General features: G+C 66.0%; 18 protein-coding genes and 1 tRNA gene. 13 read left to right on the top strand and 6 right to left on the bottom strand.

Annotation, left to right across the window (positions count from 1 at the left end; genetic code table 11):
* Nucleotides 1-49: 49 nt before the first annotated feature.
* Genes U0025_RS02545 through U0025_RS02555 form a run of 3 tightly spaced genes read right to left on the bottom strand, consistent with a single transcriptional unit; the run spans nucleotide 50 to nucleotide 2,458 of the window.
* Complete coding sequence (locus U0025_RS02545) at nucleotides 50-1,060, bottom strand: SMP-30/gluconolactonase/LRE family protein (RefSeq protein WP_004211030.1); 1,011 nt, start codon at nucleotides 1,058-1,060, stop codon at nucleotides 50-52.
* On the bottom strand, nucleotides 1,057-2,160 hold the full coding sequence (locus U0025_RS02550; RefSeq protein ID WP_004211031.1) for a Gfo/Idh/MocA family protein: 1,104 nt from the start codon (nucleotides 2,158-2,160) through the stop codon (nucleotides 1,057-1,059). The genes U0025_RS02545 and U0025_RS02550 overlap by 4 nt, the downstream gene beginning before the upstream one ends.
* Before the next feature lie 28 nt (nucleotides 2,161-2,188).
* Nucleotides 2,189-2,458: a helix-turn-helix domain-containing protein gene (locus tag U0025_RS02555; RefSeq protein WP_004211034.1), complete on the bottom strand. Its 270-nt coding sequence runs from the start codon at nucleotides 2,456-2,458 to the stop codon at nucleotides 2,189-2,191.
* 295 nt (nucleotides 2,459-2,753) lie between these two features.
* Here U0025_RS02555 and U0025_RS02560 point away from each other — a divergent pair, with 295 nt between their 5' ends.
* Both U0025_RS02560 and U0025_RS02565 read left to right on the top strand, forming a co-directional pair.
* Nucleotides 2,754-4,100 carry a GntT/GntP/DsdX family permease gene (locus tag U0025_RS02560; RefSeq protein ID WP_004211035.1) on the top strand — a complete coding sequence of 449 codons (1,347 nt, stop codon included), beginning with the start codon at nucleotides 2,754-2,756 and terminating at the stop codon, nucleotides 4,098-4,100.
* An 84-nt stretch (nucleotides 4,101-4,184) separates the two neighbouring features.
* Nucleotides 4,185-4,862 (top strand): FadR/GntR family transcriptional regulator, encoded by a 678-nt coding sequence (locus U0025_RS02565; protein ID WP_004211036.1) that lies wholly within the window; start codon nucleotides 4,185-4,187, stop codon nucleotides 4,860-4,862.
* Between the two features lie 234 nt (nucleotides 4,863-5,096).
* Here the strand turns inward: U0025_RS02565 and U0025_RS02570 are convergent, their stop codons facing one another.
* Nucleotides 5,097-5,990 (bottom strand): diacylglycerol/lipid kinase family protein, encoded by an 894-nt coding sequence (locus U0025_RS02570; protein WP_004211037.1) that lies wholly within the window; start codon nucleotides 5,988-5,990, stop codon nucleotides 5,097-5,099.
* 69 nt (nucleotides 5,991-6,059) lie between these two features.
* On the opposite strand from U0025_RS02570, the gene U0025_RS02575 reads away from it, so the two are divergent.
* Both U0025_RS02575 and U0025_RS02580 read left to right on the top strand, forming a co-directional pair.
* Nucleotides 6,060-6,938 carry a metallophosphoesterase family protein gene (locus U0025_RS02575; protein ID WP_004211038.1) on the top strand — a complete coding sequence of 293 codons (879 nt, stop codon included), beginning with the start codon at nucleotides 6,060-6,062 and terminating at the stop codon, nucleotides 6,936-6,938.
* 166 nt (nucleotides 6,939-7,104) lie between these two features.
* Entirely contained in the window at nucleotides 7,105-8,886 is a 1,782-nt protein-coding gene (locus tag U0025_RS02580; protein WP_037491098.1) for a diguanylate cyclase, read from the top strand.
* Between the two features lie 184 nt (nucleotides 8,887-9,070).
* Here the strand turns inward: U0025_RS02580 and U0025_RS02585 are convergent, their stop codons facing one another.
* The gene (locus U0025_RS02585; protein WP_004211041.1) at nucleotides 9,071-9,946 is read right to left on the bottom strand and encodes a LysR family transcriptional regulator; all 876 of its coding nucleotides are present in this window, start codon (nucleotides 9,944-9,946) and stop codon (nucleotides 9,071-9,073) included.
* 97 nt (nucleotides 9,947-10,043) lie between these two features.
* Between U0025_RS02585 and U0025_RS02590 the strand changes: the two genes are divergently transcribed.
* Complete coding sequence (locus tag U0025_RS02590) at nucleotides 10,044-10,973, top strand: AEC family transporter (protein WP_004211042.1); 930 nt, start codon at nucleotides 10,044-10,046, stop codon at nucleotides 10,971-10,973.
* Between the two features lie 129 nt (nucleotides 10,974-11,102).
* Complete coding sequence (locus U0025_RS02595) at nucleotides 11,103-12,680, top strand: EAL domain-containing protein (protein ID WP_004211043.1); 1,578 nt, start codon at nucleotides 11,103-11,105, stop codon at nucleotides 12,678-12,680.
* Between the two features lie 3 nt (nucleotides 12,681-12,683).
* On the opposite strand, the gene U0025_RS02600 is transcribed toward U0025_RS02595, so the two are convergent.
* Nucleotides 12,684-13,544, bottom strand: a complete 861-nt coding sequence (locus U0025_RS02600) for a class I SAM-dependent methyltransferase (protein WP_004211044.1) — start codon at nucleotides 13,542-13,544, stop codon at nucleotides 12,684-12,686.
* A 41-nt stretch (nucleotides 13,545-13,585) separates the two neighbouring features.
* Between U0025_RS02600 and U0025_RS02605 the strand changes: the two genes are divergently transcribed.
* The 7 genes from U0025_RS02605 (at nucleotide 13,586) to U0025_RS02635 (ending at nucleotide 20,497) form a co-directional block, all read left to right on the top strand.
* Nucleotides 13,586-14,332, top strand: a complete 747-nt coding sequence (locus U0025_RS02605; RefSeq protein WP_037491101.1) for a ComF family protein — start codon at nucleotides 13,586-13,588, stop codon at nucleotides 14,330-14,332.
* Nucleotides 14,333-14,382: 50 nt separating this feature from the next.
* Complete coding sequence (gene grxC / locus U0025_RS02610; protein ID WP_004211046.1) at nucleotides 14,383-14,640, top strand: glutaredoxin 3; 258 nt, start codon at nucleotides 14,383-14,385, stop codon at nucleotides 14,638-14,640.
* Between the two features lie 5 nt (nucleotides 14,641-14,645).
* Nucleotides 14,646-15,476 (top strand): carbon-nitrogen hydrolase family protein, encoded by an 831-nt coding sequence (locus U0025_RS02615; protein WP_004211047.1) that lies wholly within the window; start codon nucleotides 14,646-14,648, stop codon nucleotides 15,474-15,476.
* Entirely contained in the window at nucleotides 15,473-15,970 is a 498-nt protein-coding gene (locus tag U0025_RS02620; RefSeq protein ID WP_004211048.1) for a DUF1178 family protein, read from the top strand. Before U0025_RS02615 ends, U0025_RS02620 begins: the two co-directional genes overlap by 4 nt.
* A gap of 36 nt (nucleotides 15,971-16,006) precedes the next feature.
* Nucleotides 16,007-16,083: transfer RNA gene (locus U0025_RS02625), tRNA-Arg, on the top strand.
* Between the two features lie 285 nt (nucleotides 16,084-16,368).
* Nucleotides 16,369-19,461, top strand: a complete 3,093-nt coding sequence (locus tag U0025_RS02630; RefSeq protein ID WP_037491103.1) for a TonB-dependent receptor domain-containing protein — start codon at nucleotides 16,369-16,371, stop codon at nucleotides 19,459-19,461.
* A 67-nt stretch (nucleotides 19,462-19,528) separates the two neighbouring features.
* Entirely contained in the window at nucleotides 19,529-20,497 is a 969-nt protein-coding gene (locus tag U0025_RS02635) for a 2OG-Fe(II) oxygenase (RefSeq protein WP_004211050.1), read from the top strand.
* The last annotated feature ends 25 nt before the right edge of the window (nucleotides 20,498-20,522 follow it).

Consider the following 20,522-nt stretch of genomic DNA (forward strand, 5'->3'; position numbering starts at 1 on the left):
CAAGCTTCGCTGAGGTGATGGATTTGGTAGAAATGACCGTGATTGGTCGCTAGGCGCCACTGGATATCATCGGCACCGCCGCCAGCCGGTCGGCCGATGTCAGGAACAGGGTCGCGCCGCCCTCGCCGATGCAGCAATTGGCGATCGCCTTGCCGGTGCGGATCTTGCCGAGCAGCCTGCCGTCCGGCGCGCAGACATGGACGCCGCCGGGGCCGGTGGCAAAGACCGTACCGTCGGGCGCGGTCTTGATCCCGTCGGGCAGGCCCGGCTCGCCCGCGGCCAGTTCGCTGGCCATGTCGCGGAACAGGCGCTGGCCGGTCGGCAGGCCGTCCGCGCCCAGGCTGTAGGCCAGCACCTGCGGCCGCTTCTCGTCCGACAGCGCCAGATACAGCGTGCGGCCATCGGGCGAGAGGGTCACGCCATTGGGCCGGCGATGGCTGCCGTCGATCAGCGTCACCATGCCGTCGGGCGTCAGCCGGTAGAGGCCGTTGAAGCCGATTTCCCGCAGCGATGACGTGTCGCCATCGGTCAGGCCATAGGGCGGGTCGCTAAAATAGATGCTGCCATCGGCCGCGATGGTCAGGTCGTTGGGGCTGTTGAAGCGCTTGCCCTGATAGCGGTCGGCGAGGATGGTCCGCGCCTTTGTCTTGAGGTTCACGCGCACGATCGCGCGCGTGCCGCTGTCGGCGCCGACCAGATGGCCGTCCCTGTCGATCGCGATGCCGTTGAGGCCGGCTTCGCGTATCTCCTTGGGGATCGCGGTCTGCAGGCCCGAGGGCGAGAGGAAGGGCGAGACGCCATCCTTGCGGGTCCAACGATAGACGATGTTGGAGGGCGGATCGCCGAACAGCAGCGCGTCGATCGGCGCGGCCCAGGTCGGCCCCTCGGCCCAGCGATAGCCCTGCGCCAATATCTCCACCTGCGCGCCGGGCGCGATGATGCGGTCCAGCGCCGGGTCGATCCGGTCGATCCGCGCGGCGGGCAGGTCGGCCGCGCGGGCGAAGGCTTGGGTTAGCGGCAGGGCGGCCATTCCGGCCAGCAGGGTGCGACGATCGATCATGCGGTCAGGCTAACCGAACGATGCTCCGCAGCCGAGCGATAGATCGCCTCGATCACGCGCAGGTCGGCCAGCCCCTCCTCGCCCGCGACGATCGGCGCGGTGCCGTTCGCGATGCATTCGGGCAGATGGTCGAGCTGGGCGGCAAACTGGTTCTTCGCCGGCGCCGGCAGGCTGCGCGGCGCGGTCACGCCATCCTTGCGGATCATCATCGTCTGGCCGCTATATTGGGTCGCGGGTTCCATATCGATCCAGCCCTGGGTGCCGATCACCCGATAGCCATTATGGGCCGAGCTGTAGCTCGACACGCAATTGGCGATGATGCCCGACGGGAAGCGCAGCATGAAGTCGATCCGGTCCTCGACGGTGGCAAAGCGCGGATCGCTGCGGTCGGTGCTGGCGATGGCGCTCACCTCCACCGGCTCCTCGCCGGTCAGGTAGCGCGCGGCGTTCAGGCTATAGATGCCGATGTCCATCATCGATCCGCCGCCCGACAGGGGACGGTCGAGCCGCCACTGGTTCGGCTTGATCGGGAAGCCATGTTCGGCGGTGATGATCCGCGTCGGCCCGACATGGCCGCCGCGCGCCAGCTCGATCGCGAGTCTGTTGTAAGGCTCGAAGCGCGAGCGATAGCCAATCATCAGCTTGCGGCCGGCCTTGGCGCAGGCGGCGATCATCGCCTGGCATTCGGCCACCGACACCGCCATCGGCTTCTCGCACATCACATGCTTGCCCGCCTGCGCCGCGCGGATGCTATATTCTGCATGGAGGCTGTTGGGCAGGACGATATAGACGATGTCGATATCGGGATTGTCGCGGATGCGGTCGAACTCGGCATAGCTGTAGCGATGCGTCTTCGGGATGCCATATTGGTCGCCATATTGCGCCAGCTTGGCCGGGGTGCCACTGACCAGCGCGACCAGCTTCGCATGCTCGCAGCCGGCGAAATTGGGCATGATCTGCTGCGTGGCATAATAGCCCAGGCCGACAATGGCATAGCCCAGCTTGCGCTGTGGCGCGGCGCAGGCGGCCGTGCTGCCCATGCCGGCCAGCACCAGCCCGGCGCCGATGCCCCCCATCAACTCCCGTCGCGATCGATCCATGCGGCGTCTCCCGCCAAGAGGGTGGTGTTCAGTCGGCGGCGCGGCTCAGCGCCGGGCGCATCCAGCCGAAATGGCTGGCGGCGATGGCGACCTGGGTGCGGTTGCGGACGTTGAGCTTGCGCATCAGCGCGGTCATATGGACCTTCACCGTCGCCTCGGCCATGCCCAGCTCATAGGCGATCTGCTTGTTGAGCAGGCCGGAATGGACGCAGCGCATCACCTTCATCTGGGTCGGCGTGAGATGTGGGGCTTCGGGGACCATCTGGTCCTGGCGATCGAGAATATGCAGATCCTGCATCCTGCCTCTCCCTCTGATTGATCCGCGTTGGGGCCTGGTTCGGCCCAGGATTCGTTAGCGCTAACGATACTGGAATCAGTCAGACAGGTTCAAGCGAAAATTTGCAATATTCGGGAAATAACCTAGCGCATGGCCGAAATGCGGCTATAACCTGTCTAACAGATTTTCGGGATTCGCCCAGCGAATGACCGGCTACGCATAGGAAAGAGAGGGTGGGGATGGCGTTACCATATCGTCGATCGGTGCCATGTGGCCGGGCGTTCAGCCAGGGCGGACTACAGGGAGGCATGATCCGATGACCCCCGCCGACTATCGCCTGCTGATCGCCGCCGTCATCGGCATCGCCCTTTCCATCGCCCTCATCATCCGCGGCCGGCTCCATCCCTTTGTCGGCCTGCTCTGCGGCGCTTTCACCGTCGGCCTGATCGCCGGCCTGCCGATGGAGGAAACCGCCAAGGCGGTCGAAAAGGGCGCGGGCACCATATTGGGCGGCACCGGCCTGGTCGTGGCGCTGGGCCTGGGCCTCGGTGCGATGCTGCAATTGTCGGACGGCGCCGGCGGCCTTGCCCGCTCGGCGCTGCGCATCTCCGGCGTGAAGGGCGCGCCCTGGGCCAGCCTGTTCACCGCCATCGTCATCGGCCTGCCGCTCTTCTTTGAGACGGGCCTCGTCCTGCTGCTGCCGATCGTCGCCTCCGCCGCCGCCGCGCTGCCCGCCGGGCAGAATGGCGATACGGCCAAGCTCAAGCTGATGCTGCCTGCACTGTCGGGCCTGTCGGTCGTCCATGCGCTGGTACCGCCGCATCCCGGCCCGCTGCTCGCGGTCAATGCGCTCGGCGCCAATCTCGGCCTCACCCTTCTCTATGGCCTGATCGTCGGCATCCCGACCGCGATCATCGCCGGCCCCGTGCTGGCCCGCTTCACCGCCCCCGGCGTGAAATTGAACCCGCCGCTGCTCGATCCGGTCAAGGTCGATGTCGCCACCCCCTCGGTCGGTCGTGCGCTCGCGGCCGTGCTGCTGCCGGTGGTGCTGATCGCCGCGGGACAGGCGGTGGCGCTGCTGCCGGCGTCGGTCGCGCCGCATTTCCACTGGCTTGGCTGGGTCAGCGATCCGGTCGTCGCGCTGCTGATCGCGGTGCTGGTGGCGCTGCCCTTGCTGTTCGGCCGCCGCATCACCGACGCAAAGATCCAGAACGCGATCTGGTCCGAAGCGATGGTCCCCGCCGGCGGGATCATCCTGGCGATCGGCGCGGGCGGCGCGCTCAAGCAGGTGCTGGTGACGGCCGGGCTTTCCGACCTGTTGGTCCGCTTTGCCGCTGGCGGCGCGATCTCGCCGATCCTGCTCGCCTGGGGCGTGTCGGTATGCATCCGCCTCGCCACCGGCTCGGCCACCGTCGCCACCATCACCACCGCCGGCGTGATGCAGGGCCTCGTCGCCGCATCGGGCGTGGAGCCCGAATGGATGGTGCTGGCGATCGGCGCGGGCTCGCTCTTCTTCTCCCACGTCAATGATCCCGGCTTCTGGCTGGTCAAATCCTATCTCGGCACCGACATGCCGGGCACGTTCAAGACCTGGTCGATCATGGAAACCGTGGTCGCGGTCGTCGGCCTGCTGCTGGTGCTCGTCGCCAGCAGCATCTTCTGACCAGGGCGCTGCTGACGCTTGTCGTCAGCAGCCTCTCATGACTAGGAGGCACAGGATGTTGCCCAGCGATCCACAGGTGCGCCGATGAACCAGGCTCGATTGTCCGACCATGCCTATGCCGGCATCGTCGAGATCATCAACGACCAGGATCTGGCGGTCGGCGATCGCCTGCCGTCGGAGGCCGCGCTGGCGGAGCGGTTCGGCGTCTCCCGCGCGATCGTGCGCGAGGCGCTGGTCCGCCTCGCCTCGGACGGCATTACCGAGGCGCGCCGGGGTGCCGGCTCCTTCGTGAAAAGCCGCCCGTCGCAGCGCCTCGCCGCCTTCATGCCGGCGACCGAACTGCCCGCGACGCTCGGCAGTTACGAGGTCCGCTTCGTGCTGGAGGCGGAGGCCGCGCGCCTCGCCGCCACCCGCCGCAGCCCGCTCGAAATGGCGCATGTCGAGGAAGGGATGGAGATGCTGCGCACCGCCCTGCTGTCGAGCGAGCCGGCCCATGCCGAGGATATGGAACTGCACCGCCGCATTGCCGAGGCGACCGGCAATCCGGCCTTCCTGATCGCCTTCGACGCGCTCCATGCCGATGTCGACAAGGTGATGCGCGCCGGCGTCGACATCAGCCGATCGCGCCCGCCCGAAGTGATCGCGACCATGCTGCGCGAACATGAACAGATCGTCGCCGCCATCCGCGCCCAGGACGCCGAAGGCGCGGCGCTGGCGATGCGCTGGCATTTGTGGGAAGGCCGCCGCCGGCTGATGCCGTGAGGGTGGGCGGAAATTGACCTTCGCCTGCTCCGAAGAAGAGAGGGGGCTACCTACGCCGGGATGACGCTGCTGGGTGAGGGGACGTACCCTCGCGTACATGGACCAAGATAGCGCATCCCCCTCATCCAACTTCGCCTGGCCGCTACGCGGCAAGGCTTAATATCCATCTCCCTCAAGGGAGAAGGAATGGCGATGAATGGTCGCTTCCCGACCGTTTGGACTTGTCCTTGCCGCCTAGTCCTGCGGCACCGCCACATCGACCGCGCCGGGGGCGATCTTTACCGTGACGGGGGTTTTTGCCAGCACTTCGCCGTCGATCGATATTTTCTGTGGCGGGTGGCAGGCGAGCTTGAACTGGCGGCCGTGAAATTCCTCGGTATGGGCGTTGCGGTCGCGCAGCTTGAAGAATTTGGCATACCAGTCCCAGGCGAGGCGCGGCTTGGAGCGGCCGACGACGGCCTGGATCACGATCTCGCCGGTATCGACGGCGGCATGGTCCGACAACTCGACCCCGCCATGATAGGGGCCGTTGAGGATGCGCACCTCGGTCGACCACAGGCGCCGTTCCTTCACTCCATCGTCGATCGTCAGGCGGAAGGCGCGGAAGCCGACCGAGCATTTGACCGCCCAGATGAGATAGCCGATGCGGCCGAGATAGCGTTTGAGCTTGTGCGGCACGGTCTGGCCGATCATCGGCGACAGGCCCAATGAGGCGGCATTCACGAAATAGTCGCGATCGATCATGCCGAGGTCCACGCGGCGGCGCTGGCCGGTGGCGATGGCGCGGACCGCGCCGTCGAGGTCGAGCGGCAGGCCCAATGTGCGGGCGAAGCTGTTGGCGGTGCCGAGCGGCAGTACGCCAAACACGCAATCCTTGCCGACCAATTCGTCGACCGTGCCCGACATGGAGCCATCGCCGCCGCCGACGATGACCATCGGCGCGCCGCTTTCCACCGCCTGGCGGACGGTGGCGGCCATCTGTTCGGGGTCATCGACCGCATGGGCAGCGATCAGCTCGACGTCGGCGGCTTCGAGTTTTTCCCTTGCCTGATTGAAATTGTCCTGGCCGCGTCGGCTATGGGCGTTGACGACGAGGATCGCCTGCCGGGGGAGCGTTTTCGTTTCCATGCCGCAATAACACCGTGCGGCGATTTCGGGTCCATCGGAAACGAATAGCGATGGATTCGTTGGGGAGGCATGGCCCGTATCGCCCATCTGTCCGACATTCATTTCGGCGCGCATGATCCGCGCATCGTCGACGCCGCCACCGCCTGGCTGGAGGAGCGCCGGCCCGACCTGGTCGTCATCAGCGGCGACCTGACCCAGCGGGCGCGGGTGGAGCAGTTCAGGGCGGCGGCGGCCTGGCTTAATCGCCTGCGCGCGGCGGGGCTGAAGATATTGGTGATCCCCGGCAATCATGACGTGCCGCTGTTCGACGTGGTGCGACGCTTCGCCCGGCCGCTGGCGCGCTACAAGCGCTATATCAGCCGCGATCTCTGTCCCTTTTACGAGGATGACGAGGTCGCGATACTGGGCCTCAACACCGCCCGGTCGCTGACGATCAAGGACGGGCGGATCAACCATGACCAGATGGACCGGCTGCGCGAGAGTTTCGCGCAGGTCGCGCCGGCCAAGACCCGCATCCTGGTGACCCATCATCCGTTGTTCGCCATGCCGATCGGCCGGGGCGGAGAATTGAGCGAGGCGGTGGGGCGGCATGAGGATGCGGTGCAGGCGGCGTGCGAGGCGGGGGTGCATGTTGCGCTGGCCGGGCATTTCCACCGCACCTATGCGGAGGCCGCGCAGAAAATGGTGGCGCATAGCGGCGGCGCGCTGGTGATCCAGGCGGGGACGGCGACATCGACCCGGCTGCGCAATGCCGAGCCGCAAAGCTTCAACTGGCTGCATGTCCGGCGCAACAATGCGATCGAGCTGCAGGTGATCGTCTGGGACGGCAACGCGTTTCGTCGGGCCAGCCATGTCGATTATGTGCGGGAAGGCGAGGCATGGACGGGACGGGATGTTATCGATCCGCCGACGGTTGGCAGCCTGGCTGTGCTACAAGGGACAGGCTGAGGCAGGAGTCTTCGATCGGTCGCAATTCTCCCTAAAAAACAATGATTCATGTTGCATCGGCGAAGCGATTGACCAAAGGCGATGGGCTTGCGGACCCAGGGAGTGTCAGTTGGTCGGATCATTGTCCCATCGGATTGTGGTGCTGTGCGGCATATTGTGCGTGGTGATGGTGCTGCTCGCCGGGCTGCTGCTCGATGGGTCGGCGCAGATGCGCGGCAGCCTGGGCTGGGTGACCCATTCCTCGCAGGTGCTCAAGACCGCGAACCGGACGCTGGGCCATCTGCAGGAAGCGGAGTCGGGACAGCGCGGCTATGTGCTGACCCGCAATCCCGAATTTGCCGAGACCGTTGCCGCCGAAATCGCCGCCGCCAAGCATGATGCGGCCGCGCTGGTCAAGCTGACGGCCGACAATCCGCCGCAGAATGAACGGGCGCAGCAGGTGCGTGCGCTGGTGACGGAACGGGCCGCGAGCCTGGAGAAGTCGGCGGCCATGACCCGCGCGGGCGACTTTGCCGGGGCGCAGGCGTCGACCGCGACCGGACGCGGCCGTTATCTGATGTTGATGGTCGAGGCGCGTGTCGGCGACCTGCTGGCCGAGGAGCGTTCGCTGTCGGTCGAGCGCATGGGCGCGGTGGAACGGCGGCTCAACTATATTCGCTGGCTGGTGCTGCTGGGCACGCCGCTGACGGTGGCGATCATCGTCATCATGGGCGTTGCGCTGATCCGCGGCATCCGCCGTCCGGTCGAGGCTATGATGACGGTGATGGGCAAGCTGGGCGCGGGCGATCGCAGCGCGCGCATCGATGTCGAGATGCGGTCGAGCGAGTTTGAGCGGCTGGCCGGCGGCTATAATGAAATGGCGCGCGAGTTGGAGGCGGCGGTCGCCGACCAGGTGGACAGCGAGGGGCGGTTGAAGATCGCCAACCAGGAACTGAGCGCCAATGCGCAGGTGCTGCGCGAACGGGGCGAGGTGATCGAACTGCTGGGCGGCATGGCCCACCGGATGCAGGCGGCCCGCACCGACGAGGAACTGGCGTCGATCATCCGGGTGTTCGTGCCGCGCGTGCTGCCCGATATTCCCGGCGCCCTCTATGCCCATAATAATTCCCGCAACCTGCTGGTGCCGATCGCGGCCTGGGGTGGGCTGGAGGTCGAGCAGGCGGGTTTTGCGCCCGACCAGTGCTGGGCGCTGCGGCGCGGACAGAGCCATTATGTGACCGAGCAGGGATCGGACATCGTCTGTGCCCATGTCGGTGCCGAGGCGGACCATTATCATTGCGAGCCGCTGCTGGCCGGGGGCGAGGTGATCGGCGTGCTGTATCTGCGCGGCGTAGTGGGGGCCGAGAACCGGTTCCGCCTGACCGTGCTGACCGAGAATATCGCGTCGGCCCTGGTCAACCATCGCCTGCAGCGCGGCCTGCGCGAACAGACGATCCGCGATCCGCTGACCAGCCTGTTCAACCGCCGCTACATGGAAGAGACGCTGGCGCTGGAGATCGCGCGGGCGACGCGCACCGGCAGCCCGCTGAGCCTGGTGATGTGCGACGTCGACCATTTCAAGCGCTTCAACGACGAGTTCGGCCATGAGGCGGGCGACGCGGTGTTGCAGGCGGTCGCGACGGAAATGCGCAGCCGCTTCCGCGACGGCGACGTCGTTTGCCGCTTTGGCGGCGAGGAGTTCACCATCATCGCGCCGGGCACGTCGGCCGTGGTGCTGGCCGATCGGGTGGAGATCGTCCGCCAGGCGATCAGCGAGTTGATGGTCAATCAGGGTGGCCGCACGCTGGGGTCGACGACCATGTCCTTCGGCGTCGCCACTTGGGAAGAGAGCATGGAGCGCGACGGCTCGACGCTGATCAAGGCGGCCGATGCCGCGCTCTATCGCGCCAAGCGCGAGGGGCGGAATCGGGTGGTGCTGGACGCGCGTGCGGAAGCGCTGTCAGCCTGACCTAGGTGGCCTGAAAGGGGCGGCGGAAATAGGAAAGTCGCCGCTTAACTTCGCATATTTCCTGCACATTTCGACATTTTATGTCGATGGTTGGAAATTTCCTTACGTCGTCCCGCCTGCCTGAGTTGAGAAAGAGCCGGGCGCGATCATGGCAGTTCGGCGCGCTGTAGGACAGCGGGCCGTTTCATGCGGGCTGGAGGCTGTCGGCGATCGCGCGCAGATGGGTGAGCGCCGGATTGCGGGCGTCGGGGCGGACCATCAACAGTTGCTCGACCATCGGCGCGTCGATCAGCGGCACGAAGCGCACACTGGTCATGGCGAGCCGCCGCAGCGATTCCGGCACGATCGCGACGCCCAGCCCTTCGCCGACCAGGCTGACGATCGTCTGCTGCAACTGGGTTTCGAGCAATATGGCGGGCGGCGCGGCCAGCCAGCCCAGGATCGCGCGGCGCAGCGTGGGCGTCACATCCGCGGGCGAGAGGATGAAGCGTTCGCCGGCCAACTGGTCGGGGGTGAGGGCGCTGGCGCTGGCGAGATGATGGTCCGACGGGACGACGGCGGCGAGCGGCTCGCGATAGAGCGGGCTGGTGGCAAGGCCGCGCCGGGTGCCGGGATCGAAACCGATGGCAGCGTCGAAGCGCCCCTCCATCACGCCGTCGGCAAGCATCATCGGCAGTGTTTCGCGCAGGTGCAGCGTCACGTCGGGATGGGCGGTGGCAAAGCGGCGGGTGAGCAGAGGCACGCTGCTATAGGCGGCATGCATCATGAAACCGATCGTCAGTTCGCCAAGGTCGCCGGACTGCCAGGCGCGCGCATCGCGACAGGCGCGGTCGAGCGCGGCGATGATCTGCCGGGCATCCTCCAGGAAGCGGGCGCCGGCCGGGGTCAGCACGGCGCGGCGGGAATGGCGCTCGATCAGGCGGACGCCCAGTTCCTGTTCCAGTGCAGCGACCTGACGACTGAGCGGTGGCTGGGTGACGTGCAGCCGTTCGGCCGCGCGGCCAAAATGCAGCGTTTCGGCGACGGCGACGAAATAGCGGAGCTGGCGAATATCGATCATACGGAAACAGTATCAATCATTCCATGCAATGGCATTGGTATGCATCGATCCGGCGGCGTAGGCGAGCGCTGTTTCCGCTGTCCCGAAAGTCCGTTCGATGTTGTCCGTGCTGCTGATCGTCCTGCCCATCTTCGCGCTGATCGGGGCGGGATGGATCGCCCGCAGGAGCGGCGTGCTGGGGCCGCATGCGACCGGGGAGATCAACCGCTTCGTGGTGTGGCTGGCGCTGCCGGCGCTGCTGTTCGACATCGTTGCCAAGGCGCGGTGGAGCGATATCTGGCAGCCCGGCTTCATCGCCGTCTTCGGCATCGGCGCGGGGCTGAGCTTTGCCGCGACGCTATTGCTGCAGCGACGCGGCGGGCGGCATCTGGCGGATGCGACGGTCGATGGGCTCAACGCCGGCTATGCCAATACCGGCTTCATCGGCTTTCCGCTGGCAGCGACGATATTGGGGCCGGCATCGCTGGCGCCGACTTTGGTGGCGACCATCATTACCGTCTGCCTGCTGTTTGCGGTGGCGTTGATCCTGATCGAGATCGGGATGCAGAGCGAGCGGCGGCCGGGGCACATGATGGCCAAGGTCGCACGGTCGCTGGCGACCAATCCGCTGCTGGTCGCGCCGCTGGTCGGTGGGCTGTTCCTGGCCTTTGCCATTCCGCTGCCGGCGCCGCTGGACAAGTTCCTGTCGCTGCTGGGCGGTGCGGCATCGCCCTGTGCGCTGGTCGCGCTGGGCCTGTTCATCGCCGAGAAGCGGGAGGGCGCGCCGCTGCCGGCGGGAGCGGTTGGCTTTCTGGTGGGCATGAAGCTGCTGGCGCAGCCGCTGCTGACCGGGGCGCTGGCGCTGGTCTTCCGCCTGCCGCCGGCGCTGGCGGCGACGGCGGTGCTGATGGCGGCGCTGCCGACCGGCACCGGTCCGTTCATGGTCGCCGAATTCTATGGCCGGGAAGCGGGTATTACCGCGCGGGTGGTGCTGGTCTCCACCATCGCCTCGCTGGTGACCATTACCCTCTATCTGAGCCTGCGCTGAGCATTAGGGCGACAGGGCGTTGGGCTTTCACGCGCAAGGACAGGCCGTTAACAAAATAAATACTCGTCTTTGCTCTGCTGAGGGCGCAGGTTTTGCTGCTCCGATGGCGAATGAAGATGGGGGCCGGACTTGCGGCGACGGATCATTATCTTTCTGGCCCTGATATTGGCGATATTGGCGATCGTCATTCCACTGGCACTGACCATCCATTTTTCGCGCGAGCGGGCGATCGCCGCCGAGCGCGCGCATATGCAGGAATATGCCAACTGGACGCTGCTGCGCGCCGAACAGGTGCTGACCGACGCCAAGGATGTGCTGGCGCAGGTCGGCGAGGGCGATTGTTCCGTCGGCCATATCGAGCGGATGCGCCAGTTGGCGATCGACAGCGGGGCAGTGGAGGAAGTAGGCCATTATGATGGCGATCGGCTGGCCTGCACCGGTTGGGGCAAGGTGCCGGCGGATGTCGTCATCGGGCGCGGGACGCCTTCGGCGACGCTGGCGGGCGGTTATGCGCTGCATCTGCATGTGAAGCCGCGCATCAGCCATGCCCGCGAGGTGATGGTGCTGGGCTATCGTGACCATAATGTGCTGATCCTGCCGCAGCGGCTGGTCGATGTCTTGTCCGACAGCCACATGATCCTGGGCATCGCGACGCGGCAGGGGACGCTGATCGCCATTACCGGGCGGGCCAATGACGGGCTGGTGGGACAATTGAGCCGGCAGGCGATGACCGGGATGGACGATACGGACATCTATGCGTCGGTGCAGCGCGGCGACCTGACCGCCTTTGCCATTGCCGACCGCAGCGCCATCGATGCGAAGCTGGGCAGCGAGATGCGCCTGTTATTGCCGATCGGGCTGGTGGCGTCCGCGATCCTGATGCTGCTGATCCTGTGGGTGTCACGCCAGCGCCTGTCGCCGGAAAAGGAACTGAAGCTGGCCATCCGCAAGCGCGAGTTCCAGGTTCATTATCAGCCGCTGATCGAGCTGGCGACTGGCTATTGCGTGGGCGCCGAGGCGCTGGTGCGGTGGCGGCGGCCCGATGGCCGGTGGATAGCGCCCGACCTGTTCATCCCGCTGGCCGAGCAGAGCGGGCTGATCCTGGACATTACCGACCATGTGATCGAGCAGGTGGTGGCGGACCTGCACGCCATGCTGCTGGCCGAACAGCAGGTGCATGTGGCGATCAACATTTCCGCGCGCGACCTGGAAAGCGGCCGCTTCCTGGACGTGCTGGAGCGCGAGATAGCCAAGGCCGGCATCGCGCCGGGCCAGATCTGGCTGGAGGTGACCGAGCGCAGCCTGATCAACCCGGACACGGCCCGCGCGACCATCGCCCGCGCGCGCGATGCCGGGCATCTGATGGCGATCGACGATTTCGGCACCGGCTATTCCAGCCTGTCGCTGCTGGAGACATTGCCGCTCGACGCGCTCAAGATCGACAAATGCTTCATCGATGCGATCGGCCGGGATGCGGCGGCCAGCGTGGTCACGCCCCATATCATCGGGATGGGGCGGGCGCTGAAGCTGAACCTGATCGCAGAAGGGGTGGAGACCCGCGAACAGGATGCCTATGTCCGCAAGGCCGGCGTCCAGTTCGCGCAGGGCTGGTATTATGCCAAGGCGTTGCCGGCGGACGAGTTCATGGCCTTCTACCGCGACTATAATCGGGGCAAGCGATCCCGCTTCCTGAGCGTCGCGGCCTGAGGATCAGTCCTTGCCCTTCAAGGCGGCGGCCAGCGAGACGGTGGCGCTGCCGCGGCGGGCGGGAGCGGCCTGGCTGGCGTCGGGTTTCCAGCCGGAGAGATAGATCAGCGCCATCTGTTCGGCGGTGCGGCCGTCGGGATCGGCGGCATCGGCGAAATGGGCGGCGGCGCGCATCAGTACGTCGCGCGACAGGGTTGGCGGGCGGGTGGCGAGCGCATTGCCCGCGCCCATGCCGCGCAGATCGTGCATCAGCCGGACCACGTCGCCATAGCGGATATTGAGCGTCTCGCCATCGGCCACCGGCATGGCGAAGCCGGCGCGGCTGAGCAGGTCGCCGGCCGAGCGGACATCGACCTGGGGATGGACATGCTGACCGGGGCGGTCGCCTTCGGCCGCGAGCAGGGCGGACTTGAGGCGCGGCAGGCTGCCTGCGCCGGCAAAGGCGGCGAGCATCAGCCCGTCGGGCCGCAGCACGCGGCGCATCAGGATCAGCGCGCCGGGCAGATCATTGACGCTGTCGAGTGTGCCGCAGGCGATGACCAGGTCGAAACTATTGTCGGCAAAGGGCAGGGCATCCTCGTCCGCCTGCACGCCGCCGGCCCGCTGCGCGGCGAGAAAGCCGGGATCGGCGCAGGCGACGCGCTTGCCCATGGCTTCGAGCGCGGCCTTCGCGCTGCCGTCCGGGCAGCCGACCAGCAACACTTCGGGCAGCTCGCGCTGCACATCGGCCAGCCGTTCGAGCAGTTCGTCCAGCATCGCGCGGTGGAGGAAGTCATGATCGGCAAAGGTGCCGAGCATCCGGTCGCGGTGGCGGGCGCGCAGAGCGCGGTCGAAAATGTCGGGGCGGGTTTCGGGGGCAGTCATGGCGGGCCTTGTGCATCGGGGACGAAGCGGGGACAAGGCAGATGATGTCGCTGGTCCCGCTTCTCAAGACCGTGATGCGTCCGGTCATGGATTATGCCCTTCCGCCACGCTGCCCCGGATGCGGCGCGATCGTCGGTGCGGACCATGGTTTCTGCCTCGATTGCTGGAGCGGGATGCGGTTTCTGGGGCCACCCTGCTGCGCGCGCTGCGGCCTGCCGTTCGAGCATGAGATGGGCGAGGGCGCGGCCTGTGGCGCCTGCCTGGCACAGCCGCCGCCGTTCGACAGCGCGCGGGCGGTGCTGGCCTATGGCGATGTCGCGCGGACGGTGGCGCTGCGCCTCAAATATGGGCGGCGGATCGGCCTGGCCCGGCTGGTGGCGGGGCAGATGCTGCGCCATGTGCCGGCGGAGATGGAGGGCGCGCTGATCGTGCCGGTGCCGTTGCATCGCTGGCGGCTATGGGGGCGCGGCTTCAACCAGTCGGCGCTGATCGCCGATCATCTGGGGCGGCTGACGGGGCTGGCGGTGGACAAGCATGGCTTGCGCCGGGTGAAGCGGACGCAGCCGCTGCGGGGCATGAACCCCAAGCAGCGGGCGCAGGCGGTGCGCGGCGCCTTTGCGTTGGCGCAGGGGCACGGGCTGGCGGGACGGGTGATATGGCTGGTCGACGATGTCCATACCAGCGGGGCGACGGCGGCGGCCTGCGCGAAGCTGCTGAAGGGCGGCGGCGCGCGCGAGGTGCATCTGCTGTGCTGGGCGCGGGCGTTACCCAGAACCGGTGACGATTGACAAAGTGCGCATTCCCCCCAATTTCGGGGCAAAGGAGTTTTACCGAGATAATGGCAAAGGTCGAAATCTATACCAAGGACTGGTGCGGCTATTGCGCGCGGGCCAAGGCGCTGCTGGAGGGCAAGGGTGTTGCCTTCGAGGAATATGATATTTCGCTGGGCGGTCCCAAGCGCGAGGAAATGCTGGAGCGGGCGCCGGGGCGCACCACCGTGCCGCAGATCTTCATCGACGGCCAGCATATCGGCGGCAGCGACGACCTCGCCGCGCTGAACCGAGAGGGCAAGCTCGACCGGCTGCTGGGGCTGTAAGCCCGATGCGCGCCGCGATCTTTCAGATGACGACCGGGATCGCCCCGGCCGCCAATGCCGCCGCGATCGTGGATGCAGCGGGGCGCGCCAAGGGGGAGGGAGCGGACATGCTCTTCACCCCGGAAATGGCGGGCTATCTGGACCGTGATCGCAAGCGCGCGGCGGAAACGCTGCGCGGCGAGGCGGACGACATCGTGCTGGCGGCGGTGCGCGAGGCGGCGGCGCGCGAGGGGCTGTGGGTTCATATCGGATCGCTGCCGCTGAAAGATGCGCGCAGCGACGGGCGCTGGGCCAATCGCAGCTTCATGATCGACGATCAGGGCGAAATACGGGCGCGCTACGACAAGATCCATCTGTTCGACGTCGACCTGGCATCGGGCGAAAGCTGGCGCGAATCCTCGGTCTATGGGCCGGGGGAAAGCGTGGTGGCGGTCGATACGCCCTGGGCGCGGATGGGCTTTTCCATCTGCTACGACATGCGCTTTCCCGATCTCTATCGGGCGCTGACCAATGCGGGGGCGACCGTGCTGCTGGCGCCGGCGGCCTTCACTGTGCCGACCGGGCAGGCGCATTGGCATGTGCTGTTGCGCGCCCGCGCGATCGAGGCGGGCTGTTTCCTGATCGCCGCCGCGCAGGCCGGCGAGCATCAGGACGGGCGCACCACCTATGGTCATAGCCTGGTGGTCGATCCATGGGGCGATGTGCTGCTGGACATGGGCGAGGGGGCGGGGCTGGCCCTTGCCGATCTCGACCTGACCCGCGTAGAGGCGGTGCGCGGGCGGGTGCCCGCCATCGCCAATCGGCGCGTGATACCGCAGGATGTTGAGATCAGGTGATCGTTTTCGACCTTAAATGCGAGGGCCAGGGCCATGTGTTCGAGGCCTGGTTCGGTTCCAGCGCAGACTATGCGGACCAGAAGGAACGCGGCCTGCTGGCCTGTCCGCTATGCGGCGACACGCGGGTCGGCAAGGCGCTGATGGCGCCGGCGGTGGCGGCCAAGGGCAACCAGCGGCGCGAGATCGTGCCGTCGCAGCAGCAGCAGCAGCCGGCGGCCGCAGCGGAGACGGCGCCGGTGGCGGCCGGGCCGGACGAGGCGAAGATGCGCGCGCTGGTCGAGGCGCTGGCGGACGCACAGAAGAAGTTGCTGGAAGGCTCCACCTGGGTCGGACGCGGCTTTGCCGAGCAGGCGCGGGCCATGCATTATGGCGAGCAGGACAAGGGCAGCATTCATGGCGAGGTCGCCCCGGCCGAGGCCAAGGCGCTGGCCGAGGAAGGCATCAATGTCGCGCAACTGCCCTTTCCGGTGATTCCGCCCGAAGCGAAGAATTGACCGCGCGCGCCGCGCATAATAGAGCCGGCGCTGCGTGCACCCGTAGCTCAGCAGGATAGAGCATCAGATTCCTAATCTGAGGGCCATGGGTTCGAATCCCGTCGGGTGCACCATTTTCCTGAAATTATAATGACTTACGCGCTCATCGGTGGGGCGCGAGCGTGACATTTTGTTGCGCGTGACGCTGTTGCATGACGGTCACATGTTTCACGAAAATTTCAATGTGTGACAAGGATATTACAATATCGCTTGTCTTGCGTCCCAGTTGGGGCACCCTGTGCGCAGCGGCGCGGGAGAGGGCCCGCGTCCTTCTGAACAGGGACCGAAGCTTCGTGAAAAAATATAGCTTTCTGACATTTACTGCCCTGGCGGGCAGTTTCGCCTTTGCAACGGGAGCCATGGCGCAGGGGAGCAGCGCCACGCCGCAGACGACCGAAGCCGATCGCAATCCGGAAGCGACTGGGGAGGTCGCGTCGTCGATCGTCGTGACCGGTTCGCGCATTCGTCGTCCGAATCTGGAAGCCAATGCGCCGATCACCACCATTTCGGGCGAGCAGTTCTTCGAGACGGGCCAGCTGTCGGTCGGTGATACGCTGAACGAGCTGCCGCAGCTGCGCAGCACCTTCAGCCAGCAGAACTCGACCCGCTTCCTGGGCACGCGCGGCCTCAACCTGCTCGACCTCTACGGCCTGGGCACGCAGCGCACGCTGGTGCTGGTCAATGGTCGCCGCCATGTCGGTTCCGACGTCCTGTCGAACGGCGTGTCGCCCGACACCAACACCTTCCCGACCGACCTGATCGAACGCGTCGACGTGATGACCGGTGGCGCATCGTCGGTCTATGGTTCGGACGCGATCGCCGGTGTGGTCAACTTCGTGCTGAAGCAGGACTATGAAGGCGTCCAGGTGCGCGGCCAGAATGGCGCGAGCAAATATGGCGACGCCGGCAACCGCTATGCTTCGATCCTGGCGGGCAAGAATTTCGCCGATGGCCGCGGCAATATCGCGATCAACGTCGAATATGCCCAGTCGGACGATTTCTACGGTTCCAACCGTCCGACCATGCGCCAGAACAATGCGTTCATCGTCGTCGACACCGATCCGGCCGGCACCGCCAACGGTTCGGACGGCGTGTTCGACCGCCAGTTCTTCCGCGACGTGCGTTCGGCCACCATCTCGCTGGGCGGCCAGACCGGCATCTTCCAGAGCGCCGGCAACGCGGCCTGCGGTCGTGATGCGGTAGGCGCGGCTTTCGTCTGCAACATGCTGTTCCAGCCCGACGGCACGCTGGTGCCGCAGACCGGTGAACGCATCGGCCTGGGCCCCAACGGCAATTATGTCGGCGGCAACGGCACGAGCAGCCGCGAAGGCAAGCTACTGGCGCTGAGCCCCAATCTGGAACGCATTTCGGTCAACCTTATGGGCCATTATGAGTTCAGCCCGTCCTTCGTGCCCTTCTGGGAAGCGAAATATGTCCGGGCCGATGCCTATGGCTCGCAGAGCGGTCCCTTCTTCTCGCAGGGCACGACGCTGGGCGATCCGGGCGGCCGCGAACGCATCCGTCTCGACAATCCGTTCCTGTCGGACCAGGCCCGCACGCTCCTGACCCAGCAGTTGCTGGCGACGACCGTCAACGCCAATACCGGCGCAGCCCTGACGGCGGCGCAGCTCGACGCGCAGCGCGCCGCGATCAACGCCGGCACGTTCCGGTTCAACCTGCGTCGCAACTGGGTCGATTTCGGCATTCGTGACGAAGCCATCCGTCGTGAAACCTATCGCGCCGTCGTCGGTGTCCGCGGCGACTTCAACGACGACTGGAACTACGAACTGTCCGTCAACTATGGCGAGCATCGCGAGAAGAATGTCGTCAAGGGCAATGTCAACGTACAGCGCTACCTGCTGGGTATCGACACCACCCGCGACGCCGCCGGCAACATCGTCTGCCGTTCGAAGCTGAATCCGACCGGTACGGTCGACTATGGCGCGGATGCGGCCATCCTGGCCGCCGACATTGCGGCATGCGTTCCGATCAATCCCTTCGGCCAGGGCTCGGTCTCGCAGGCTGCGCGCAACTATGTGCTGATGGACACGGTCGCGACAGGCAAGATCAAGCAGTTCGTGGCGTCCGGCTTCGTGGCGGGCGATACCAGCGCCTGGTTCGAACTGCCCGGCGGCCCGGTCGGCTTCTCGGTCGGTGGCGAATATCGCCGCGAGAAGGTCTATTATGACCTGGATGAGCTGACCCAGCAGGGCTACGCCTTCTACAACGCGATCCCGACCTTCCGCGCCCCGGCGTTCGAAGTGAAGGAGCTGTACGGCGAAATCAGCGTGCCGATCCTGAAGGATGTTCCCTTCTTCAAGGAACTGACCGCCAATGCCTCGGGCCGCGTGTCCGACTATAAGGGCGCGACCGGCACCGTCTACACCTGGGGCACGGAACTGACCTGGACCCCGGTTCAGGACATCCGCTTCCGCGGCACCTACAACAAGGCGATCCGTGCGCCCAACGTGGTCGATCTCTATTCGGAGCAGAGCCAGAATTTCGCGCCTGCGCCGAACGATCCCTGCTCGCTGCGCAACATCGGCACCGGTTCCTCCTATCGCGAGGCCAATTGCCGTGCGGCCGGCGTGCCGACCAACTATGACTTCGTCTACACCTCGTCGATCGAGCTGATTTCGGGCGGCAACCCCAATCTGCGGGAAGAAACCTCGACCAGCTGGACTGTCGGTGGCGTTCTGCAGCCCCGCTGGATTCCGGGCCTGTCGCTGTCGGTCGACTATTTCAACATCAAGGTGGACGACGTCATCACCGCGCCGTCGGCACAGCAGATCCTGAACGCCTGCTATGACGCACCCAATCTGGACAATCCGTTCTGCGGCCTGTTCACGCGTAACGGCGCGACCGAAGGTCCGTCGGGTGAAGCGGCCTATCAGGTGCTTCAGGGTTCGTTGCAGCAGACCACGCTCAACTATGCGAAGCTGACCGCCGAAGGCATCAACGCCGAACTCAACTATCGTCATGATTTCAGCTGGGGTTCGGCTGGTTTCAAGACGGTCTACACGCGCATGATCAAGCGGAACGAATATCTCAATCCGGCTGATCCGAGCTTCCGCAACCAGATCCTGGAAGAACTGGGCGATCCCAAGAACCAGGTCAACTTCAACGGCGACGTGAAGTTCGGCAAGCTGACGATCGGCTATCAGATGCGCTGGATCGACAAGATGTACCTCAACACCTATGAGGACTATAACTCGGTCAACGGGCTGCCGCCGCAGAATGCGGACTATGCCTCGCTCAAGAAATATCCCGACGTCTTCTATCACGACGCACGTATGGGCTATGACGTGACCGAAAAGTTCAACATCTATGTCGGTGTCGACAATATCGGCAACCGCGCACCGCCCTTCGGCCTGACCGGCGTGGGTGCGGGTTCGGGCATCTACGACGTCCGCGGCCGCTATGGCTATATCGGCGCCGTCGCCAAGTTCTGATCGCAGCGACATGCTGTAAGGGAGAGGGCCGGATTGACTTCCGGCCCTTTTCGTTTTCTGCTTGGCCATGACTTCCCCCACCGTTTCCCATGCCCGGCAACTGGCCGCATCCGGCCAAGTGGCGCAGGCTGTCACCCGGCTGGAACAGGCATCGTCGCAGGGCGATGTCGATGCGCTCTTCTGCCTCGCCACCTGGCATCTGGCGGGCCATGGCGTGGCGCGCGATCTGGAGCGGGCGAGGGGCCTGCTGCGCCGCGCGGTCGAGATCGGCCATGTCGATGCGGCGCTGATGGAAATCGCGCTGACCGCCAATGGCAGCGGCGGGCCGGTCGACTGGACGGAGGCGCTGGCCCGGTTGAAGATCGCGGCGCAGGGTGATCCGGTTGCGCAGCAGCAACTGGCGCTGATCGAACGCATGGCATTGGCCCCGGACGGTGCGCCTGTGGCCGTGCCCGCGGGCGAAGCGCTGGCCGGCGGCTGGGATGTCCGGCTGTTCCGTCAGTTCCTGACGGGCGACGAATGCCATCATGTCATCAGCGAAGGCCAGGCGCTGCTGGAACCGGCGATGGTGATCGATCCGCGCAGTGGCCGGCCCATGCCGCATCCGATCCGCACGTCGGATGGCGGGATTTTCGGCCCGGCGCGCGAGGATCTGGTGATCCAGGCGATCAACCGGCGGATTGCGGCGGCAAGCGGGACGATGCTGTCGGGCGGCGAGCCGCTGACATTGCTGCGCTATGCCGTCGGCCAGCAATATCGGCAGCATCATGATTGCCTGCCCCATGTCCGCAACCAGCGGGCATGGACGATGCTGATCTATCTCAACGAAGGCTATGCCGGCGGGGAAACGATCTTCCCGCGGCTGGGCCTGTCGGTGAAGGGGCGGAAGGGCAATGCCTTGCTGTTCCGCAACACCGATGCGCAGGGGCAGGCGGCGGAAGCCGCCGTGCATCTGGGCGCGCCGGTCATGGCGGGACAGAAATGGCTATGCACCCGCTGGATCAGGCATGATCGTCACGATCCCTGGAACCCGTGAGCATGCGAGGCGCAGGCCCGATCCT

This window comes from Sphingobium yanoikuyae (assembly GCF_034424525.1).
GTDB lineage: Bacteria > Pseudomonadota > Alphaproteobacteria > Sphingomonadales > Sphingomonadaceae > Sphingobium > Sphingobium yanoikuyae.

Bases quoted from the DNA above. Each gene is read 5' to 3' on its own strand.
- U0025_RS02545 (WP_004211030.1), bottom strand. From the start codon at position 1,060: ATGATCGATCGTCGCACCCTGCTGGCCGGAATGGCCGCCCTGCCGCTA.
- U0025_RS02550 (WP_004211031.1), bottom strand. From the start codon at position 2,160: ATGGATCGATCGCGACGGGAGTTGATGGGGGGCATCGGCGCCGGGCTG.
- U0025_RS02555 (WP_004211034.1), bottom strand. From the start codon at position 2,458: ATGCAGGATCTGCATATTCTCGATCGCCAGGACCAGATGGTCCCCGAA.
- U0025_RS02560 (WP_004211035.1), top strand. From the start codon at position 2,754: ATGACCCCCGCCGACTATCGCCTGCTGATCGCCGCCGTCATCGGCATC.
- U0025_RS02565 (WP_004211036.1), top strand. From the start codon at position 4,185: ATGAACCAGGCTCGATTGTCCGACCATGCCTATGCCGGCATCGTCGAG.
- U0025_RS02570 (WP_004211037.1), bottom strand. From the start codon at position 5,990: ATGGAAACGAAAACGCTCCCCCGGCAGGCGATCCTCGTCGTCAACGCC.
- U0025_RS02575 (WP_004211038.1), top strand. From the start codon at position 6,060: ATGGCCCGTATCGCCCATCTGTCCGACATTCATTTCGGCGCGCATGAT.
- U0025_RS02580 (WP_037491098.1), top strand. From the start codon at position 7,105: ATGGTGCTGCTCGCCGGGCTGCTGCTCGATGGGTCGGCGCAGATGCGC.
- U0025_RS02585 (WP_004211041.1), bottom strand. From the start codon at position 9,946: ATGATCGATATTCGCCAGCTCCGCTATTTCGTCGCCGTCGCCGAAACG.
- U0025_RS02590 (WP_004211042.1), top strand. From the start codon at position 10,044: ATGTTGTCCGTGCTGCTGATCGTCCTGCCCATCTTCGCGCTGATCGGG.
- U0025_RS02600 (WP_004211044.1), bottom strand. From the start codon at position 13,544: ATGACTGCCCCCGAAACCCGCCCCGACATTTTCGACCGCGCTCTGCGC.
- U0025_RS02605 (WP_037491101.1), top strand. From the start codon at position 13,586: ATGATGTCGCTGGTCCCGCTTCTCAAGACCGTGATGCGTCCGGTCATG.
- grxC (WP_004211046.1), top strand. From the start codon at position 14,383: ATGGCAAAGGTCGAAATCTATACCAAGGACTGGTGCGGCTATTGCGCG.
- U0025_RS02615 (WP_004211047.1), top strand. From the start codon at position 14,646: ATGCGCGCCGCGATCTTTCAGATGACGACCGGGATCGCCCCGGCCGCC.
- U0025_RS02630 (WP_037491103.1), top strand. From the start codon at position 16,369: ATGGCGCAGGGGAGCAGCGCCACGCCGCAGACGACCGAAGCCGATCGC.
- U0025_RS02635 (WP_004211050.1), top strand. From the start codon at position 19,529: ATGACTTCCCCCACCGTTTCCCATGCCCGGCAACTGGCCGCATCCGGC.